This window comes from Streptomyces sp. NPDC045021 (assembly GCF_056432645.1).
Window position 1 is genome coordinate 802,997 of sequence record NZ_JBWKIQ010000001.1, and the last position, 19,341, is coordinate 822,337.

Consider the following 19,341-nt stretch of genomic DNA (forward strand, 5'->3'; position numbering starts at 1 on the left):
CTTGTTAACCCGCACGACCCACCCAGCGCGCAGGGGACGCCGCCCATGCCGCCATTGGCCACCGGACCCGCCCTCCCGGGGACCCCGGATGCCTACTCACATGATTGACGGTCCGTCAACTCTTACCTACGGTAGGGCCTCTTCCTTCTCGTCACCACCCTCGTCACCACCCGGCGAAAGGACCTCCGCCCATGGCAACCGGACCCGCCCCACCCCGTCCGGCTCCGCACGTACCGCTGACCGCACCTGCGCGACCTGCACTGCACATCGGCTTCCTCGCCGGCCGTGACTTGGCCAGCCCCCAGGCCGGCGGCTCAGAACTCCTCATCGACCGGTTGGCGCACGGGCTCACGGACCGGGGCCACCGGGTCACGCTGGTCTGCGGCGGGCCGGTCGGCACCGGCCGTCCGTACCGCGTCGTCCGCAACGGCGGCGCCTACAGCCAGTTCCTCGCCGCCCCGCTCGCCGTGCGGCGGCAGCTGGGCGACTGCGATCTGCTGGTGGAGGTCTGCAACGGCCTGCCCTACCTCGTACCGCTGTGGCTGCGCGGCACTCCTTCGGTCTGCCTGGTCAACCATGTGCACAGCGAACTGTGGGGGATCCGCTACCGGCGGCCGGTCGCCACGGCCGGCCGCTACGCCGAGACGGTGCTGATGCCGCGCGCCCACCGGAGCAACCTGTTCGTGGCCGTCTCGCCGTCCACCGCCGGCGCCCTGGTGGAGATCGGTGTCGACCGGGACCGCATCCGCGTCATCACCAACGGGGTCGAGGACGTCGGCGCCATCGCCCCCGAGGCGCGGGAACCGCTTTTCCTGGCGCTCGGCCGGCTCGCCGACTACAAGCGCATCGACCTGCTGCTGCGGCTGTGGAAGCGGGTCCGTCCGGTCACCGGCGGCACACTGGTCATCGCGGGCGACGGTCCGGAGCGGCCCCGGCTGGAACAGCTCGCCGGTCCCGGCGTGCGGTTCACCGGGAGAATCTCCGAGTCGGAGAAGCAGCATCTGCTCGGCACCGCTTGGCTGCTCCTGCACCCCGCCCAGGTCGAGGGGTGGGGACTGGTGATCACCGAGGCCGCGGTGCGCCGGACGCCGGCGGTCGGCTTCGACGTTCCCGGGCTGCGCGACTCGGTCACGCACGGCCGCACCGGGCTGCTCACCGGCACGGAGGCCGGTTTCGCCTCGGCCTGGGCCAGCCTGGCCCTCGATCCGCGACGGCGCGCGGCGATGGGCCACGCGGCCCGCCGCCGGGCTCTGGCCCTTCAGTGGACGGAAACCGTCGAGCGGTTCGCGGGGGTGGTGGACGAGGCGCTGGAAAGGGACCGGCTGCGCAACTGAAGAGCGGCGACGGGGACGGCCCCACTGTCCGCCGTCATCCGTCGTCATCCGTCGGGGGCGTCACCTGCCCGCCGTGGCCGTTCGCCCATGGCCGCGCCTGTCACCCGGCGGTGCCGGCCCGGTGCACGCCGCCGGGCCGGTACACCGGCCGCCGACGGGGCTTTCACCGGGGCCGCCACCGGGTCGGTCGCGCCCTGATCGGCGGCGGCGCGCTGCCGCAGGGCCAGCACCCCGAGGGAGACCACCAGGGCTGTGAGCCGCAACGTGAGCCGCAGCGGGTCGGCGGGCAGCCGCTCGCCGAAGATCAGGGTGCCGCTCACCATCACATGCGCGTTGCCGACCACCACTTGGGCCGGCACGAGGATCGCGGCCCGCGAGCGCTGCAGCCCGATCTGCAGGGCGCCGAGCATCACGACGGCGAAGACACAGCACAGGTACGGATACGGGGTCGCGGCCAGAGCTCGCAGCGCGGCCGGAGCCCCGCCTCCGGCGCCGGCCAGCACGACGGCACTGGCTTTTCCCAGCAGTCCACCGACACCGTTGAGCAGTCCGACGGCGACGCCGTAGACCACGCCGTTGGCCGTCCGCCCGGCAGCGGCGAAGACCAGCAGGGCCACCGCGCCGGACACGCCGGCGACCAGGGTCACCGCGACCGGGTGATCTCCGTGCGCGACCCGCTCCTCACCCGGGTCGTAACTCAGGCCCAGCATCACCAGCGAGCAGCCGATCACAGCCAGCGCGCGCCAGTCGGCCCGGCTGATGCGCTCCTTGAGCACCAGTGCGGAGCCCGCCACGACGACCGCGGGGCCGACCGCCAGCATCGGCTGGGCGACGGTGATCGGCAGCAGCGCCAGTCCCGTCACCTGGCACGCTAGGCCGAGCAGCATCAGCAGGAAGCCGAGCAGCCACAGCGGCCGTCCGAACAGCGTCCGGAACAGCGCGACGGGCGCCCGCACCCGCAGGGCGGGCAACGCCGTCAGCGCGGTCTTCTCCACCAGCACGCCCACGTTGTAGAAGACCGCGGCGAGGAGCGTCACGACGAGGCCGGTGATCACCCGGGCGCTTCCCGTGCCGTCCGGCCGGTGCCTTCACCGGCCGCTTCCGGATGGCGCGGACCGTCCGCGCCCTCGGGCCCGCCCTCGACCGCGCCGCCACCCCTTCCGTCCGGCTCGCGGGCCGGGCGCCTGATTCGCCCCCGGACCCGGTTCCACGGTCCGCCAGGGGTCACGGCGGCGGCCAGCGCTGTCAGGGCCAGTCCCTGTGCCACGGGCCCGAACGCCCCGCGTCCCGGCGCCAGTCCGTCCTGGGCGGCCACCGCGGCGACGATGGCCGCGGCCGTCATCGCGGCGACGGCGACCGCCGGCGCGACGGACGCCCGCCGCCGGGCCGGCAGGGCGATCGCGACGGCGGCCAGCGCCATCGGGCCGCCGACCACCACCAGGACGAGTACCGCCACCACCGCTCCGGCCAGCGCCCCGGGAGGCCGTTCGGCGACCTCCGGGCGGTCCGCGCCGCGGCGGCGGCCGAACGCACCGCAGGCCGCCGCGACGACGAGCAGCGCCAGTACGGTGCCCACCACCAGCGCGAGGACGTAGGCGGTGGCCGGGCGGTAGTGCAGGCGCAGCGTGCCCGCCTCGCCCGCCGGAATGACGTATCCCTGCTGCCAGCCGTCCAGGGTGACCGCCCGCAGCTCCTTGCCGTTCAGGGTCGCGGTCCAGCCGTCCGCCCGGTTCTCGTGGACCTCGACGTAGGCCTCGGCGCCGGGGCCGACCTGCACGCTGCGGTCCTCGTCCCCCCACTCCCAACGGGTCAGTTCCCGCGCCGGCCGGCCGGCCGGCGCCGACGCGCGCAGGCTGTCGTTGGCCGCCGCGCCCGTCAGTACGGCATCGGTGACGGCGACGGGCACACCGCTGCCCGGTGAGCTGATCCGGTGCTCCCCCGCCCCCAGTTGGAGCTGCCCGCCGGTGGTGCACAGCGTCACCCGCACCGGCAGTCCGTCGGTGAGATCGCCCAGGGTGCCGGTCGCGGAGGTCGGGTACTGCGTACCGTCCACGGTGACCGCAGGTCCGCTGCCGCACGGGAGTTGGAAGGTACGGGACGCGTCCGCCGCGGTGTGCCGCAGTTCCGCGAGCGCCGGGAAGTGGAGCTCGGCCAGCCCGAGCGGCAGTGGCAGCCGGGTGCCGGTCACCGCGTCGTACGCAGTCACCTGCTTGACCTGAGGAAACGTCAGATCGATCCGGTCGGTGCGCAGCGCGGGGTTGAAGAGGACATGGCCGTCGGCCTCGACCCGGCCCTCCCGGACGCCGTCGGGACTGCTGATCCGCACCGACAGCGGCGGCGCCGAAATGCCCTCCGCCGCCTTGAGGTAGAGCTCGCCGATGGTGCGCTCGCCGGTCCAGCTCAGGTGCAGCGCCGGGTCGGGTCCGGCCGCGATCCAGCCCGTCAGATAGGAGCCGTCGACCAGGTTGGCGGGCCGGAACTGCGGCAGGCCGCCGAGCGCCGGGCTGCCGGTGATCCTCAGGTCCCCGGGGTCCCCGGTGGTGGTCTCCAGCAGCCGGTCCAGCGCGGGGCCCGGGGCGGGCAGGGCGCTGAGGTCCACGGTGAAGTTCTCGCCCTGGTCGGTGGTGAAGATCCGGGCGAGCTGGGTCTCGGGGTTGGCGGACCCGGTGATTCCGGCGGTGGTGGTCTGCCGCTGGAAGGCGTAGACGACTCCCCCGTGGCCGCTGGTCGACGCGTCGTGCGGGGCCCGCAGAAAGCGGGTGATCCGCACGTCCGGTACCGACACCTCGCTGATTCCGGCCCCGAATCCGCCGGGAACCGCCCCTGTGGCGGCGGCGATGGTCAGCTTCAGCGTGGTCGTCGCGCCCTCCGGCGCGCGCAGCGTCTGTTCCCGGCCGTCGGGAGTGACGGTGTCGGTGACCGAGCCGCTGTCGGTGGTGACGGTGATGCGAGTGGCGACCGGCCGGAAGGAACTGTCGGCCAACAGCCGGACCTTGACGCCGTCCGACAGTTCGATCCGCCGCCCGAAGTCCGCCCGAAGCCACTGCCCGGCCGGGGTGGCGGCGCTGCCCTCGACCCAGGCGGTTGCCGGATCCCCGTCGAAGGCGTTGACGGGATCGTAGGCGGGCGCCTGGAACAGCCAGGAACCGTAGGTGGAGGCGGTGACCGAGGCCGCGCCGTCGATCACGGCAGTGGTCTGGTGGCCGGCCGCCGGGAACGGCGGCAGCAGCTGACGCGGTGGATTGCCCCCGCTGCCGTCCGCCCGGCCCGGCGGATTGGTACCCGACGGCGTGTACGTGTACGAGACGTTGTCGCGGATCAGGCCGAAGGAGGTGTCGGTGCGGCGCAGTCCGTCGGTGACGACCAGCGGGCTGGTCTCCGAGCCGGTGGCGTCGCCGGTGAGGGTGACCGCTCGCCCGTTGAGCAGGCCCCCGGCCGCGGCCGGAAGCAGCGATTCCGGGCCGCCGCTGAGCTGGACGGCGCCGGCCTCGGGGAAGACCTGTACCGGGTCCTCGGGGCGGAGCGTCGGGTCGGTCGCCTCGTAGATCTCCACGGCGCGGTGCTGCTGGTCGATGGCCTGGATCTGCAGGGGGGTTCCGCTGCGGATGGGGCTGGCCGGGGTGATCGGGCCGAACCCGGTGACCAGCCGGAATCCCGACTGCTGCAGGGTGCGGTGGTATATCGCGGGCGAGATGAACTCGAACTGGTCCGGGTCGAGGTCGTGCCGCACCACGACGTAGCGGATCCCGCCGCGCGCCAGGTAGGCGGCCAGTCCCGGCACTTCGGTGCCCGAAGACATGGCACGCTCCGCGCCGTCCAGGTAGCGCTGCGATCCCGCGCCGCCCATCGGGACGAGGGTGCGCTGCACCCAGCCCGACTCCGCGTACGGCTGCAGCACGTCGTCGGTGGTGGTGCCCCAGGCGTAGTAGCCGTGCGAGGCGGCCGGCTCCAGCAGCGCCCGGCCGTCCCCGCCGTGCCCGGCCAGGTAGGTGGCGGTGTCGCGCCAGTACCCGGGCACAGCGGTGAAGGACCCGCTCTGCAGCACCCGCCCGCCCAGATACGGCAGCGCGGCGCCCAGCAGTCCGGCGGCGAGCAGAACGGCCACGGCGCCGCGCAGCACCGGTGACCGGCGCGGTGGCCGGCCGAGCAGCTGCGCCAGGCCGATCACCAGCGGTAGGGCGATCAGCGGCTGGAACTTGTAGACGCTGTGGAACGCCTGCCCCGGGCCGTTGAGGAAGTCCTGCAGCGGGCCGTGGAAGGGGCCGCCGAGCCGCCCGGGGTACACGGCCATCGTGGCCACCGCTCCGGCGCACACGCTCCACCGCAGCCAGCGCGCCTCCGGCATGCCGGAGCGTGCCAGCCCGCCCAGTCCCAGCGCCGCGACGAACCCCGTCCCGGCCACCGCCCAGCCGGTGCTGACCAGCACCCAGCCCGAAGGGAGCGCGGGTGAGCCGAAGTTGAGGTAGTCCAGCCAGTTGCCGGTACCGCGCAGCGCCTCGGTGGCCGCCATGGTGCTCGCGGTGGTGTGCGGCGTCTCGATGTACGGCAGGAAGTTGAAGCCGTAGCCGCCGAGGAGCAACAGCGGCAGCCACCACCACGCCGTGATCAGCGCCACGGCGCCCAGCCACCAGCCCAGCAGGGCACGGCGGCGCGGCCCGGGGGTCCTGGTGAGCAGGTAGAGCAGCGGGGCCGGCAGTACGGCGAGCACCGACACGGCGTTGACCCCGCCCATGCACAGCACGGCGACGCCGGACCGCGCGGCACACCGCAGCGGGGAGGCGCCGGCACGTGCTCCGTCGACGAGCGGCACCAGCACCCAGGGCAGCAGGGCGAGCGGCAGGACGGCGGCGGAGGTGGAGCCGACGAGTGAAGTGAGCGTCGGCCACAGCGCGTACGCGACGGCGGCGACCAGACGGCTTCCCGCAGTACCCACGGCGAGACGTTCGGCCAGCCGGACCGTGCCCCAGAAGGCCACGGCCACGATCAGCGCCATCCACAGCCGCTCGACGATCCACGGCGGCACCCCGATCCCCTCGGCCACCGCATAGAACGGCCCCATCGGGAAGGCGTAGCCGACCGCCTGGTCCTGCAGTCCGCCGAAACCATGGCGCGGGTTCCACAGCTGGCCGAGGTGGCCGAGGAAGGCCCCGGGGGTGAGGACCACATCGAGTTTGGTGTCGGAGACGATCCGGCCGGGGGCCTGGAGCAGCAGCCCGAGGAAGGCGGCGGCCCACACTCCCACCGCCCACCCCCCGCCGAGGTCGCCGCCCCGTCCGGCCAGCCAGCTCCTGAGCCGGGGGCGGTCCGGGCCGCCCGGCGCGGGTTGCGGTGGCCGTCGGGCGCCGGCTTCGGCGGGCGACGGCCCGGTGGTATCGGTGGCACTCATGCTGCCCCTTCCACGGTCCGGGTGGTCGAGCACTCGTGACAGGCGTGGCTGGCGGGTTACGCTATTGCGGAGCTGACAAACCGTCAATAATGTCTGTGCAGCCGCCTGGGGAAGCCCGGGGGCAAACGGTAGGCCCACACAGGAGGCGGACCGATGGGCGTACAGGTCCTGTGGATCATCCTCGCCGTCGCGGTGGCGGGCGCGTCCCTCGCGGTCGCCGCGGCCTTCGGTCTGGTCAATGTGAACGATCCGGCTCCACAGCAGCGCAATGTCCCGCTCATCACGTACGGGGTCTCGTCCTGACGGCCGTCGGCACACTCCGGCCGACCGCACACAGCACGTCCTTGACGGCGTCGGCGATCGCATCCGGCCGGTCGACGGGCACCAGATGCCGCGTTCCGGACGCCATCCGGTACTGCCCCAGAGCGCTCATCGCGGCCAGTTCCCGGTGCGGCCGCGGATCGCTCAACGGGCCGGAAACGACCTGAAGTGGCACGTCGGGGAACGCCAATTCGGCTCTGAGACGGCGGAGTTCGGCGTTCATATCGCGGAAGAGCACCCGCTCCACAAGCGCCGCCTTCAGACAGTGCCCGGCGCCGTAGGCGCAGCGGTACGCGTCTCCGATGTCGTCCGGGTCCTGGCCGCGCAGTGACTGCGTCCTTACGCCCTGCCGCCGGATCGCGGGCGCCACCAGTTGGCTGAGACCCGCCCACCGGAACACCTCACCGGCGCCCTTCGCGGCACGGACCCGCGCCCCCGGCCACCGCAGCGGCGCCCCGACCTCCTGCTCCGGGGCGGCCTCCACCAGCACCACCGCGGCGGTGCGGTGGGGCAACAGCCGGGCGAACGCCTCGGTGTACAGCCCGGCGAGCGAGTGCCCGACCAGGACGACCGGCCCGCCGGCACCGACGGCGTCCAGCACCGACGCGAGCCACGCGGCCTGGCCGGTGAGCGTCGGCGCATCCGGCGACGGCTCGCTGCGGCCGAGGCCGGGACGGTCGACGCGGATCAGCCGGCAGTTGTCGTCCAGCGCCCGTACCAGCGCCTCCCAGCCGAGCCATGCCCCGCCGAGCCCCGCGCCCAGCACCACCGCGGGTCCGCCGGGCGACCCGTCCTCCACGACGTGCACCGCGCGCCTCGCCACCCGGACGAATCTGCCGGGCGGGCGCCCGGCCGGCTTCAGCGGCGCGGCCCGGCGCAGCCTCCGGGCCGCGAGGGAAGGGCTGGACGGCATCGGCGGCCTCCTCGAAGACCGGAAGGCGGTGCGGACAAGGGAAGGACAGCCTTCCACTGGTTCTGACATACCGTCAATTACCCTTCCCGGCCAGAACCCGGAGGTGGCGGCCGGCATGCAGAAGGGGATCTTCGGTTCAGGTCGCGCTGCGTTCGCTCGCTTCCCTCAGGTCCCGTCCGGTGACGCGGTCGGCCTCGTTTCCGGGCAGACCGACCAGCCCCTCCCACCGGCGGCCGGCACGCAGCAGCTCCCGCCACTGCTCGCTGCTCAGGTTGCCCGGTTCGGTGGACGCGACGAAGTTCTCGACGAGCGACAGAAAGTGGATGGGATCGGTGTGGAAGGGGAAGTGGCCCGCCCCCTCGAAGATCTCCAGACGGCTGCCGGGCATCGCGCTGTGCGCGTCGTGGGCGTGCCGCACCGGCAGCACGCTGTCCCGCGACCCCCACAGCAGCATGGTGGGCATACCCCGCACCAGATAGCAGCGGTCGAGCATGGTGACGACCTGGCCCCGCCAGTCGACCACCGCCCGCAGCGTCCTGATGAAGGCGCTGCGGGACGTCGCGTCGGGCAGCGCGTCGACCAGGTTGAGCAGATCGGGCGCGTCCTGCCCCAGGTCGGTGTCCAGGACCTTCATCAACTGGACGAAGGCGCGGGTCTGCAGGCCCATGGTGGGCAGTTTGAGCAGCGAGAGCAGCAGGTCCGCCCCTGGTAGCGAGACCGCGCGCAGGACGGGGTTGACCTCCCTGCCCACTCCGCCGGTACTGACGAGCACCAGCCGCTCGGTGCGCTCGGGGAACTGGTACGCGAACTGCATCGCCACTCCGCCGCCGAGGGAGTGGCCGATCAGGGTGGCCCGCTCGATGCCGAGGACGCCGAGCAGATCCCGCATGCCGTTGGCGTAGGCGGCCACCGAGTAGTCGGCGCGGGGCTTGTCCGAGGCGCCGTGGCCCAGCAGGTCGGGGGCGATGACGGTGTGGTGGCGCGCCAGGCCGGGGATGAGGTCCGCCCAGGTGGCGGAGGAGTCACCGATGCCGTGGATGAGCAGGATGGCGGGCCCCTCTCCGGCGATCCGGTAGGCCCTGCGGTAGCCGTGCACGACGTGGTGGCGCAGCTCGACGTCCCGGTGGATCACTGGGCGGAGCCGGCCCTCACGAGAACTCGGCCTGAAGGTTCCACTCATGGACACGCCTCCCTGTTCGCCGTGCGGGTATGCGCGCCGGTCGGGCGTACCGCACCTGTACCGAGCGTAGGAACGCCTACCGCGTGCGGAGTTACCGGAAGGTTTCACCGCCGCGACAAGGCGCGCCCCCGCCCCCTGGGAGGGGCCGTGAGGAGGCGCAATCATCCGGCGGCGGCGGTCCGTTCGACCAGTTGCAGGGCGAGCGGGTCCGCGGCGTAGACGATCCGTACGACACCGTCGGCGTGCCGGTCCGCGGTCGCCGCGACGCCGAAGACGTCGCGCAGCACGGCCGGTGTGAGGACGTCCAGCACGGGCCCGGCCGCGACCACGCTGCCCTGCCGCAGGACGACGAGGTGGTCGCAGAGCCGGACGGCGAGGTCCAGGTCGTGCAGGACGGCCAGCGTGGTGGTCCCGATGGCGCGGATCAGGGAGAGCAGTTCGAACCGCGCGCGGATGTCCAGGTGGTTGGTGAGTTCGTCGAGGACGAGCAGGTGCGGCCGCTGGGCCAGCGCGCGGGCCAGCAGCACCCGTTGGCGCTCCCCGCCGGAGAGCGAGGCGAAGTCGCGGTCGGCGAGCGGGCGCGCGCCGCACTGGTCCAGCGCCCGGTCGACCGCTTCGTGGTCCTCGGGACCGTCCCGGCCGAGCAGGCCGTGGTGCGGGGTGCGGCCCAGCGCCACGATCTCCCGCACGCACAGCCCCGACGCGTGGCCGACGTCCTGGAGCACCGCGGCGGTGCGGCGTGCGGCGGCGCGGGCGGGGATCGACCAGATGTCGGCACCCTCGACCCGTACCTGCCCCCGCTCCGGACGCAGCGAGCGGTAGACGGCGCGCAGCAGCGTGGACTTGCCGCTGCCGTTGGGCCCGACGAGTCCGACGATCTCGCCCCGCCCCACCTCCAGGCACACGTCCCGCAGGATGGGCTGGTGGTCCAGGGTGATGTCGAGGCGGTCCACGCTGAGTCTCATACGGAATCCAAGCTCTTGTTCCGGCGCAGCAGCCACAGGAAGAACGGTGCGCCGAAGAGTGCGGTGAGGATGCCGAGCGGCAGTTCGTTGGGCCGGTCCAGGGTGCGGGACAGGAGATCGACGACGACGAGGTAGATCGCACCCGTCACGGCGGCGAGCGGCAGCAGCCGGCGGTGGTCGGCGCCGACGACGAGTCGCACCAGGTGCGGAATCATCAGGCCGACGAAGCCGATGCCGCCCGCGACGGCGATGATGGTGCCGGTCAGCAGCGAGGAGAGCACCAGCAGCGCGGCCCGCAGCCGATGCACCTCCACCCCGAGCGCCGTCGCGGACTCGTCCCCGGCCAGCAGCGCGTTCAGCCGCCGCCCGTACAGCGCGAGGACGACGGTCGTCCCGAGCACCGCACCGCTCACCAGCGGCAGCTGGCTCCACTGCGCCCCGGCGACGCTGCCGAGCATCCAGAACATCACCGAGCGCAGCTCGTTGGGGGTGGCCCGCAGTTGCAGATAGCTGGTGGCCGCGAGAAACAGATAGCCGATGGCGACACCCGACAGGACCAGGCGGGTGGGTGCCAGCCGGCCGCCGCGCTGTCCGAGGAGGAAGACGAGCACGACGGCCGCCATGGCCCCGGCGAACGCCGCCGAGGAGACGCCCAGGCCGCCGAGGGCGCCGGTGGTCAGCGTCATGACCAGCACGGCGCCGAGCGACGCCCCGGAGGAGACGCCCAAGACGTAGGGGTCGGCAAGCGGGTTGGCGACCACCGCCTGCAGCACCACCCCGGCGACGGCGAGTCCGCCGCCCGCGAGCGCGGCGAGCAGCACCCGGGGGATGCGGAAGTTCCAGACGATCTGGTCCTGGACGGGATCGCCGGTGAAGGCGGCGCCGCCGAGGTGGGCGACGACGATGTGCCAGATGTCCCCGAGGGGAACGGTCACGGCTCCGATGCCGACGGCCACCATCATCACGACGACGAGCACGGCGAGGAGGGCGGGCAGGAGCACCAGGACGGACAGCGGGGACCGGGGGCTGAGCGGACGTGGGGTCATGGGCGGCGCGTCAGAGCGCTTCGGGGTGCAGCATCCGGGCGATGCGCTCGACGGCGATGTCGTTGCTGGGCCCGAGATAGATGGAGTCGGACAGGACGGTGTACCTCTTGTCCCGGGCGGCCTTCCACTGCGGGAACTGGGCGAACAGCCTGCGCGCGTAGGCGTCGGGATCCGGGTCGTGATAGCTGACGACGACGAGCGCGTCCACCTGTGCGGCGGCGACCTTCTCCTTGCTGAGGTCGGCGAAGGAGTTGCTCGTGACGGAGGCGAACGCGTTGGATCCGGCGGCCTTGGCGAGGATGTCGTTCCAGATGCCGACGCCGGCGATCGAGCTGAACTCGTTCGCTCCCATCGACATGTTGGAGAAGATCACCATCACCTTCGACGGTTGCGCCGTTCCGGCCGCGGCCTTGAGCTTCGTGTTCACCCTGGCGCTGATGGCGGCGATACGCGCACGGGAATCGGCGATCAGCTTCTCGGCGCGGGCGCTGACGCCGAAGATCCTGCCGAGGTCGCGCAGCATCGAATAGCTGTCGTCGATGGACGGCGGGCCCTTGACGGAGGTCCCGTCGTCGCAGCCCTTGACCGGCATGTAGGTGTGTGCGCCGATGGACGCGAGGTCCTTGCGGGTGGCGTAGCCGTTCTTGGGGTCGAAGCCGAATCCGGTGGTGGAGAGCACGAAGTCGGGGCGGAGGTTGAGCATCGCTTCGCGCGGGATGTCCTGGATGTCGTTGAGCTTCACTCCCCCGGTGGGCAGTTTCGCGATCGCCTGGACGCGGCCCGGCACCTCCGACATGCCGTACGACTGGGCGTTGGCGACGATGCGGTCACCGAGGCCGAGGGCGAGCATCGAGGACACCTCGGCGACGGACGCGCCGTTCATGACGACGACCCGGCTGGGCGCCTTGGTGTACGTGGTGCTCTGCCCGCAGTCGGTGACGGTGACGGGATAGCCGGGCCCTGGCGGTTCCGGTTTGCCCGCCGAGGCCGCCGTCCCCGACGAGGTGCCGCAGGCGGCGGTGGCCAGACAGAGAGCTCCGACCGCGAATGCGGCGGTTGGCCGTTTCCATGACATGCGGGCTCCTCAGGGTGGTGCGGACTCCGCTTCAGTAGTCGGAGCGGAGTCCGCCCGGGTTCCCGGATGTTGTGAATCAGATCTTCCGGATCAGCGGCGGCCCTGGTGCGGGATGCGGTACCGACTCCGGTCCGGTGGTGGCAGCGCCCCTGTCGCGACGCAGCGCTCCAGGTAGCGGAAGACCAACGCCCGGTCGACGGGCGGGCAGGAGATGCCGCTGCCGTCGAGCCCGCGCAGCAGGTTGTCGGCGACGACCCGGCCCAGTCCCAGCTCGGGTTCCGCGCTCGCGCTGTCGGCCACGGTGTCGTCGTCGCCGGTCCAGGAGTCGAAGAACGCCAGGGTGGTGGTGGCGACGTCGGCGGCGCGCGGCAGTTCGGCCCGCCACCGCGCGAGGGGCATGCGCTCCACCGGATAGCCGAACTCCCGTATCCAGGAGTAGAGATCGGCCAGCCGGACGGTCGGCACCGGGGCGTAGTTGTACACCGGCCGCTCGGCCGGAACGGTGGCCGTCACGGCGGCGGACAGCCGCACGACGGCCCGTGCCACGTAGTCGACCGGTGTCCACACCTCGGCCTCGAAGAGGTCGGGCACGATGCCGGCCGGTATGCCGGCGCGCAGCACGCTCCACAGGAAGTCGCGCTCGTTGACGTAGCCGGTGCCGGCCGCGCCGGTGACGCGGCCGAGCCGGTGCAGCGTGACGGGCAGCCCGCGTTCCGCGGCCTGTTCCACCAGCCGCTCCGAGGCCCACTTGGACTGCTGGTAGCCGTAGACCAGTCCCGGATGCGCGGGCAGGAACGTCTCCGCCACCTCGGGGCTCGCTCCTGCGGGCGGCGCGACGGACAGCGTGGAGATGAGATGGAACGGTATCGAACGCTCCGCCGCCATCCGCAACAGCTGCCGGGTGGACTCGACGTTGGGCCCGCGCAGGCTGGCGTACTCGCGCATGATGCTGACGGTCGCCGCGTTGTGGTAGATCGCGTCGCAGCCGGCCGCCAGCTCCGCGAAGCGCCCGGCGGTGAGCCCGAACAGCGGGCGCGCGAGATCGGCCGGCTCGGCGACGACCCGGCGCTCCGACCCGGGCGGCAGCGTCAGTTCCTGTTCCGCGAGCGCCCTGCGGATCCGGCCGTCGGCCGCCGCCCGGTCCTCGGCCCGCACCAGGCAGACGACGTCCGCGTCGGTGGCCGCCAGCAGCTCGGTGAGCAGATGGGCGCCGACGAATCCGGTCGCCCCGGTGAGCAGCACCCGCCGTGGCGGCGTCACAGCCATCGCGCCGTCGGCTGCGGCGGGCTCGGCGGTGGGACGGAAGGTGATGTCGGCGTCGAGTACGGAGTCGGCGAGTACGGCGTCCGGCACCGCACCGCTCTGCGCGGCGCCGGATGCGTCCGGGCCCCGCTGGTCGTCCAGATGGCGGGCGAGTTCGGCGGCTGTGGGGTACTGGAAGAGCCAGGCGACGCGTACGTCGGTCTCCAGTTCCACGCCCAGCCGGTTGGCGACCTGGATCGCCTGCAGGGACTGAGCTCCGAGGTCGAAGAAGTCGTCCTGCGCAGCGATGTCCGTGGTGCCCAGGATCCGTGCCCAGGCGGCGACGATGACCTGTTCCGTCCGGTTGGCGGGCGCGGCTCCGGCCACGTCGATGGACGACGCGGCAGGCTCCAGCTCCGCCGCCGGTGCCGGTGCCGCGAGTGCGTTGCGGTCGATCTTGCCCGCGCCGGTGCGGGGCAGCCGGTCGGTGAAGACGACGGCGGACGGGATCATCGCGGCCGGCAGGGTCGCCCGCAGGTGCTCACGCACCTCGGCAGCGGACGGTGCGGGCGGATCGGCGACGACATGCGCGACCAGCCGGCGCGTACCGTCCGGCAGCACCTGCCCGACGACGGCCGCCTCCCGTATCCCCTGGTGGGCGAGGAGGACGGTCTCCACCTCCGCCGGCTGCACCCGGTGCCCGCTGATCTTGAACTCGTCGTCGGCCCGCCCCACGAACCGGAGCTGTCCGTCCGCTCCGAGCCGTACGAGGTCGCCGGTCCGGTACGCGCGCGGCCGGTCCGGAAGTTCCGGCAGCGGCTGGAAGCGGGAGCTGTCGGTGCTCGCGCCGCCCCGGTACCCCCGGGCGAGCGCGTCGCCGACGAGATAGAGCTCGCCGACGGCGGCATCCGCGTCTTCGCCGTTCGCGGCCGAGGTGACGACGACGGCCGTCGTGCCGGGCAGCGGACGGCCGATCGGGACGTCCCCGCGCGCCAGTTCCGGCGCGTTCAGCTCGGCCACAGTGGCCACCACGGTCGTCTCGGTCGGCCCGTAGGTGTTGAACAGCCGCACCGAAGGCCCCACGGCGTCCCGCCACCGGTCCACCCGCTCCGGCAGTGCCGCCTCGCCGCCGATGACGACGGTCCGCAGCCCCGGCGGCAGCGCCGCGGCTCCGGTCGAGACCGCGTACGCCAGCTCGTGCCAGTACGCCGTCGGCAGGTCGAGAACGGTGATCCCCAACCGTTCGCACGACCGTGTCAGGACCGGGACGGATTCGGTCATCGCGTCGGTGCGCACCACGAGCTCTGCGCCGGCGCAGAGCGTCAGGAAGATCTCCTCCACGCTGGCATCGAAGTGCAGCGGTGCGAACTGCAGTACGCGGTCGTCCGGGCCGATCCCGTACCGGTGGGTCGCGCCCGTCACGAAGTGCGCCAGCGCGGCGTGGCTGATCTCCACGCCCTTGGGCCGGCCGGTGGAGCCAGAGGTGTGGATGACGTAGGCGAGCCGGTCAGGGTCCTGGTCCGGCGCGGGAACGGTCGAACCCGCGACGTCCGGAGCATCGGAACCGTCCAGCACGACCTGTGGCAGGCCGCCTCCCGTGAACCGGTCGGCGTACCCGGCGGTGGTGATGACGGCCCGCGCCCCGGACTCGGCGAGGAGCGTCTCGATCCGCGCGGCGGGGGCGCCGGGGTCCACCGGGCAGTAGGCGGCGCCCGCGAGGAGGACTCCGAGGATGGCGGCGACGGACTCGATGCCGCGGGGCAGCGCGACGATCACCAGGTCCCCGGTCTCCGTCCCGTGACCGGCCAGCCGGCCGGACACGGTGCGGGCGGCGGCCAGCAGTTCGGCGTAGCTGAGCGTGGCGCCGTCGAACTCGACGGCGGTCGCGTCACCGCGGGTGGCGGCGTGCTCGGCGATCAGGTCCAGGACGGGTCGCGCGGGGCGGGGCAGTGGTCCGCCGTCGAGGGTGACGACGGTCCTGTCGGGCCGGGTGGCGCGGCGGGTGCCCAGCTCGCCCAGCGGGCGGTCGGGTGCGGCCGTCGCGTCGTTCAGCAGCGCCAGCACCGCGTACTGGTGCTGGGCGAGTTCGGTCTCGCTGTACAGCTCCGGGTGCGCGTCGAAGGCGAACCGCAGGCCCGCGCCCTCGGCCCGGTCGTAGACATTGACGGACAGGTCGTCGACCGGCCCCGCGGACACGTTGTGGACGGTGCTGCGGTGCCCGGCGAAGCGCAGGTCGTACTCGAACGGCATGATGTTGACGCCGGGGCCGGACAGGCGGCGCTTGCCGCCGACCAGCTTGAGTTCGCGGCGCAGGTGCTCGTACCGGTAGCGCTGGTGCGGCAGCCCGGCGCGCAGCTCCGCCGAGACGCGGCCGGCCAGATCGCGCAGCGTGTCGCCGCCGCCGACCGCGATCCGCAGCGGCAGGACGTTGCGGACCATGCACGGCACCCGCAGCGACACCGAACCGAGCCGGCCCATCGCGGGCAGGCTCAGCACCACTTCGGGCTCGCCCGAGACCTGGCCTAGGTAACCGGCGGTGACCGCGAGCACCACATCGGACCAGGTCACGGAGAGCTCGCGGGCGACCGTGCGCAGCGCTTCGGTCTCCGCCGCGCCGAGGTCGGTCACCCGCCGCCGGAAGGTACGGGCCGGCAGCGCGGAACGGTCGGCGAGGCTGGGTACAACCGGGCGGTCCGCGAACCGCCGCGTCCAGTAGGCGCCGTCGATCTCGCGCCGCTTCGACGCCAGATAGCTCCGGTCCTCCTCGAAGACCGACTCGAGGGTGCCGAAGCCGCTCTCCCCCAGCGGTGTGCCCTCGGCCAGCGCCGTGTAGACGTGCGCGACGCGTCGGGCGACGAGCGACAGGCCGAAGCCGTCGAGCGCGATGTGGTGGACGCGGTGGTACCAGAGGTACTCCTCCGGTCCGGTCTGCAGCAGCGCGTGCCCGAAGACGGGGTCGCGGGCGAGATCGACCGGGCGGGCCAGGTCGCGCTCCATCCAGCCGGTGGCGGCGGCCCGCGGGTCCGGTTCCGCGGTGAGGTCCGCGGTGTGCAGGCGCCAGTCCACGGCGGGGACCGCGATCTCCCAGGGACGGCCGTCCACTTCGACGAACCGTACGTTCAGCGCCTCGACCTCGCCGACGACATGGTGCAGGGCCTTGTCAAAGGCCGCCACGTCCACCGGCCCGTGGATCTGCACGTATTCGGCGGTGTTGTACGCGGGGCTGTCCACATCGAGCTGATGGCCGGTCCAGATGCCCTCCTGCGCGGTGAGCAGGGCCCGGCGGTCCCCGGGCGCGGTGCGGTGGTCAGGCGTCGGCACGTGCGCCTCCGGACTGCCGCTCCGAGAGCAGCTGCCACCACTGGGCGAAGGAGGTGCGTTCCGCCAGCTCGACGAAGCTGACCTCGGAGCCGGCCGCGCGCCAGCGCTCGGCGAGGGTGACGATGCGCAGCGAGTCCAGGCCGGCGTAGAGCGGGTTCTCCTCCAGGTCGACCTCGTCGGGCTGCTGGTGGAGCAACTCGGCCAGGTCCGCGCGGAAGTCCGCGAGGGTGAGCGGCGTCAGGGGTGTCGAGGACGTTGAGGGCGTCATGGGCTCAGGCACAGTCATGTGGTCTCTCTCGAAGTCACGCGGGGCGTCGCGGGCGCCGGGTCAGTTGACCTTGCGCCCGGCGTCACCCCAGAAGCGGTCACGCAGCTCCCGGCGCAGGATCTTGCCGCTCGGGTTGCGGGGCACGTGGTCGATGAACTCGTAGGCGGCCGGCAGCTTGAACGCGGCCAGCCGCTCCACCAGGAAGCGGTGCAGATCCCGGGGCTTGGGCGGCTCCTGGCCCGGGACGGCGACGACGAAGGCCCGGACGCTCTCGCCCCAGCGCTCGTCCGGCGCTCCGACGATCACCGCTTCGGCGACACCCGGGTGCCCTTCGAGCGCCGACTCGATCTCCGCCGGATAGACGTTCTCGCCCGCCACGATGATGGCGTCCTTGATGCGGTCGCTGATGAAGACATAACCCTCGTCGTCCAGGTATCCGGCGTCACCGGTGTGCACCCAGCCGTCGACGAGCGTCTCGCGGGTCTTGTCGGGCAGGCCCCAGTACTCCAGCATCCGGGCCGGGGTGGCCAGGCAGACCTCGCCGACGGCACCGGGCGGCAGCGGCTCACCCTTGTCGTCGATCACCTTGCAGCCGATGCCCGGATACGGCTTTCCCGCGGCCTTCATCCGTGGCCCGCCGGGCACATGGGCGGCGGGCGGCAGACAGACGGCCGTGTTGCCGGTCTCGGTCAGACCGTAGATCTGCGCGAAATCGCTGCCGAACATCGCCAGGCTCTCCTCAAGCAGCGCCTCGGAGATCGGCGATCCGCCGTACACGATCTTCCGCAGGGTGCCGAAGTCCCCCGGCTGCACGCCCGGTTCGGCGAGGATCATGCGCAGCATCGCGGGCACCACGCAGGCGGTGGTGATGCCGAGGTCCCGGATGAGGGTGACGGCGTCGGGTGCGGAGAACGCGCGCATCGCCACCACCGTGACCCCGGCGTTGAAGTTCTGGGTGGCCCACCACAGGCCGCCGACATGGAAGCCGGGTATGCCGACCAGGGCGATGTCCCCGGTCCGCCAGTCGATCCAGTCCAGGTCCTCCCGGGCCAGCGCGTCCCGGACGGCGAAGAAGCTGCGGTGCGCGAGGACGACTCCCTTGGGCAGCCCGGTGGTTCCGCTGGTGTAGAGCTGGGCGATGGGGTCGTCGGGTCCTGACCCGGGGACCAGGTCGGTGTCCGGTTGGGCGTCCTTCCACGGTTCGTACGCCGGCCGGTCACCATCCGCGGGAGTGCCGCCGAGGAGGACCACCGTGCCCGGCGGATCGGTCGGCATCCGTTCGACGACCTGGGTGAACTCGGCCTCCAGGAAGAGCAGTTCGCTCTCCGAGTCCTGGAGGATATGACTCACCTCGGGAGCCGTGAGCCGCCAGTTGACCGGCACCAGCACCGTCGCGCTCTTGGCGCAGGCGAAGAGGATCGCGTAGTAGAGCTCGGACTCCCGGCCGAGGTACGCGACCCGCGCCCCAGGCGCCAGGCCCGCGGCCCGGATCGCGTGGGCGACGCGGTTGCTGTCCCGGTGCAGCTCCCCGTAGGTGAGCGTACGGTCCTCGCAGCATACGGCCGGGGTTTCCGGCCGCTGGTCGGCGTGGAAGGCCGCGGTCTCCCACAGCGTCCGCAGGAACGGGTAGTACGGGCGTTCGTCGTCCTGGGGACGGACCACGGTGTTCACAGCCACTGTCCTTTCTGGGCCGCGCGCCGCCGCTGGACAGGACGGCGGCGCGCGGCGGTTTCGGGGGGGAGCCTTCAGCCTTCAGGACGTGCCGACGGCGGCTTCGTCGAAGGCGTTGACGAAGGCGAGTTTCACTTCGCCGTCGCAGCGGCCACCCGCCGCGTCCCAGTACCGGTAGGAGGTGTCCGCGATGATCAGCGGATCGCCACCGCCGGGCGAGCGCCGGTCCACCGCGAGGAACTCGAACTCGCCGGAGAAGGCACGGGCGTTGATCGGACGACGGAAACTCCCGCCGAACCGGGCGATGAGGATGTCGGGCAGCTGGTGCCGCCAGTAGTCCTCCAGGGTCCAGGAGCTGAATTCCGCCAGCAGCCCCTCCTTGACCGATTTGGCGACCACGTAATACATCATCTGGTTGTAGCTGATGTTCACTTCGACCGCGTTGAGGTGCCCGGTGTCGTCGATGTAGCACGACTCGTCGATGGAGAATTCGCACAGGGCCGACACACGGCCGTTCTCCGCGGTGACCTCGGCGGACTTGAGATAGCTGCAATTCGCTTTGTAGGGCCGCAGTACCTGCGGCAGGAGTTCGGTGTCGGTGCTGAAAACGGTCATCGCG

13 protein-coding genes are annotated in these 19,341 nt (G+C 72.5%); 2 read left to right on the forward strand and 11 right to left on the reverse strand.

Going from position 1 to position 19,341, the window contains the following annotated elements:
- The first annotated feature begins 191 nt into the window (after positions 1–191).
- Positions 192–1,334 (forward strand): glycosyltransferase family 4 protein, encoded by a 1,143-nt coding sequence (locus tag AC07DC_RS03655; RefSeq protein WP_478911456.1) that lies wholly within the window; start codon positions 192–194, stop codon positions 1,332–1,334.
- A gap of 44 nt (positions 1,335–1,378) precedes the next feature.
- On the opposite strand, the gene AC07DC_RS03660 is transcribed toward AC07DC_RS03655, so the two are convergent.
- Complete coding sequence (locus AC07DC_RS03660; RefSeq protein ID WP_478911457.1) at positions 1,379–2,389, reverse strand: hypothetical protein; 1,011 nt, start codon at positions 2,387–2,389, stop codon at positions 1,379–1,381.
- On the reverse strand, positions 2,386–6,720 hold the full coding sequence (locus AC07DC_RS03665) for an alpha-(1->3)-arabinofuranosyltransferase domain-containing protein (protein ID WP_478911459.1): 4,335 nt from the start codon (positions 6,718–6,720) through the stop codon (positions 2,386–2,388). The genes AC07DC_RS03660 and AC07DC_RS03665 overlap by 4 nt, the downstream gene beginning before the upstream one ends.
- Positions 6,721–6,873: 153 nt before the next feature.
- Between AC07DC_RS03665 and AC07DC_RS03670 the strand changes: the two genes are divergently transcribed.
- Positions 6,874–7,023, forward strand: a complete 150-nt coding sequence (locus AC07DC_RS03670; protein ID WP_478911461.1) for a hypothetical protein — start codon at positions 6,874–6,876, stop codon at positions 7,021–7,023.
- On the opposite strand, the gene AC07DC_RS03675 is transcribed toward AC07DC_RS03670, so the two are convergent.
- From AC07DC_RS03675 to scoD, 9 genes are all read right to left on the reverse strand, one after another.
- Positions 7,001–7,954 (reverse strand): alpha/beta fold hydrolase, encoded by a 954-nt coding sequence (locus AC07DC_RS03675; RefSeq protein WP_478911463.1) that lies wholly within the window; start codon positions 7,952–7,954, stop codon positions 7,001–7,003. The genes AC07DC_RS03670 and AC07DC_RS03675 overlap by 23 nt on opposite strands.
- 136 nt (positions 7,955–8,090) lie before the next feature.
- Complete coding sequence (locus AC07DC_RS03680; protein ID WP_478911464.1) at positions 8,091–9,134, reverse strand: alpha/beta fold hydrolase; 1,044 nt, start codon at positions 9,132–9,134, stop codon at positions 8,091–8,093.
- A gap of 161 nt (positions 9,135–9,295) precedes the next feature.
- On the reverse strand, positions 9,296–10,099 hold the full coding sequence (locus AC07DC_RS03685) for an ABC transporter ATP-binding protein (protein ID WP_478911466.1): 804 nt from the start codon (positions 10,097–10,099) through the stop codon (positions 9,296–9,298).
- On the reverse strand, positions 10,096–11,145 hold the full coding sequence (locus tag AC07DC_RS03690; protein ID WP_478911467.1) for a FecCD family ABC transporter permease: 1,050 nt from the start codon (positions 11,143–11,145) through the stop codon (positions 10,096–10,098). Before AC07DC_RS03690 ends, AC07DC_RS03685 begins: the two co-directional genes overlap by 4 nt.
- 10 nt (positions 11,146–11,155) lie before the next feature.
- On the reverse strand, positions 11,156–12,220 hold the full coding sequence (locus AC07DC_RS03695; RefSeq protein WP_478911469.1) for an ABC transporter substrate-binding protein: 1,065 nt from the start codon (positions 12,218–12,220) through the stop codon (positions 11,156–11,158).
- 90 nt (positions 12,221–12,310) lie between these two features.
- Positions 12,311–16,783, reverse strand: a complete 4,473-nt coding sequence (locus tag AC07DC_RS03700; protein WP_478911471.1) for an amino acid adenylation domain-containing protein — start codon at positions 16,781–16,783, stop codon at positions 12,311–12,313.
- A complete protein-coding gene (locus tag AC07DC_RS03705) occupies positions 16,770–17,051 on the reverse strand; it encodes a phosphopantetheine-binding protein (RefSeq protein ID WP_478911473.1) in 282 nt (93 codons plus the stop codon). The genes AC07DC_RS03700 and AC07DC_RS03705 overlap by 14 nt, the downstream gene beginning before the upstream one ends.
- Before the next feature lie 60 nt (positions 17,052–17,111).
- A complete protein-coding gene (locus tag AC07DC_RS03710) occupies positions 17,112–18,722 on the reverse strand; it encodes a long-chain-fatty-acid--CoA ligase (protein ID WP_478911474.1) in 1,611 nt (536 codons plus the stop codon).
- An 81-nt stretch (positions 18,723–18,803) separates the two neighbouring features.
- Entirely contained in the window at positions 18,804–19,337 is a 534-nt protein-coding gene (gene scoD, locus AC07DC_RS03715; RefSeq protein WP_478911476.1) for a (2E)-enoyl-ACP glycyltransferase, read from the reverse strand.
- Positions 19,338–19,341 lie beyond the last annotated feature (4 nt).

Coding starts and splice junctions, on each gene's coding strand:
- AC07DC_RS03670 (WP_478911461.1), top strand. CDS start 6,874: ATGGGCGTACAGGTCCTGTGGATCATCCTCGCCGTCGCGGTGGCGGGC.
- AC07DC_RS03675 (WP_478911463.1), bottom strand. CDS start 7,954: ATGCCGTCCAGCCCTTCCCTCGCGGCCCGGAGGCTGCGCCGGGCCGCG.
- AC07DC_RS03705 (WP_478911473.1), bottom strand. CDS start 17,051: ATGACGCCCTCAACGTCCTCGACACCCCTGACGCCGCTCACCCTCGCG.
- AC07DC_RS03665 (WP_478911459.1), bottom strand. CDS start 6,720: ATGAGTGCCACCGATACCACCGGGCCGTCGCCCGCCGAAGCCGGCGCC.
- scoD (WP_478911476.1), bottom strand. CDS start 19,337: ATGACCGTTTTCAGCACCGACACCGAACTCCTGCCGCAGGTACTGCGG.
- AC07DC_RS03690 (WP_478911467.1), bottom strand. CDS start 11,145: ATGACCCCACGTCCGCTCAGCCCCCGGTCCCCGCTGTCCGTCCTGGTG.
- AC07DC_RS03680 (WP_478911464.1), bottom strand. CDS start 9,134: ATGAGTGGAACCTTCAGGCCGAGTTCTCGTGAGGGCCGGCTCCGCCCA.
- AC07DC_RS03685 (WP_478911466.1), bottom strand. CDS start 10,099: ATGAGACTCAGCGTGGACCGCCTCGACATCACCCTGGACCACCAGCCC.
- AC07DC_RS03655 (WP_478911456.1), top strand. CDS start 192: ATGGCAACCGGACCCGCCCCACCCCGTCCGGCTCCGCACGTACCGCTG.
- AC07DC_RS03695 (WP_478911469.1), bottom strand. CDS start 12,220: ATGTCATGGAAACGGCCAACCGCCGCATTCGCGGTCGGAGCTCTCTGT.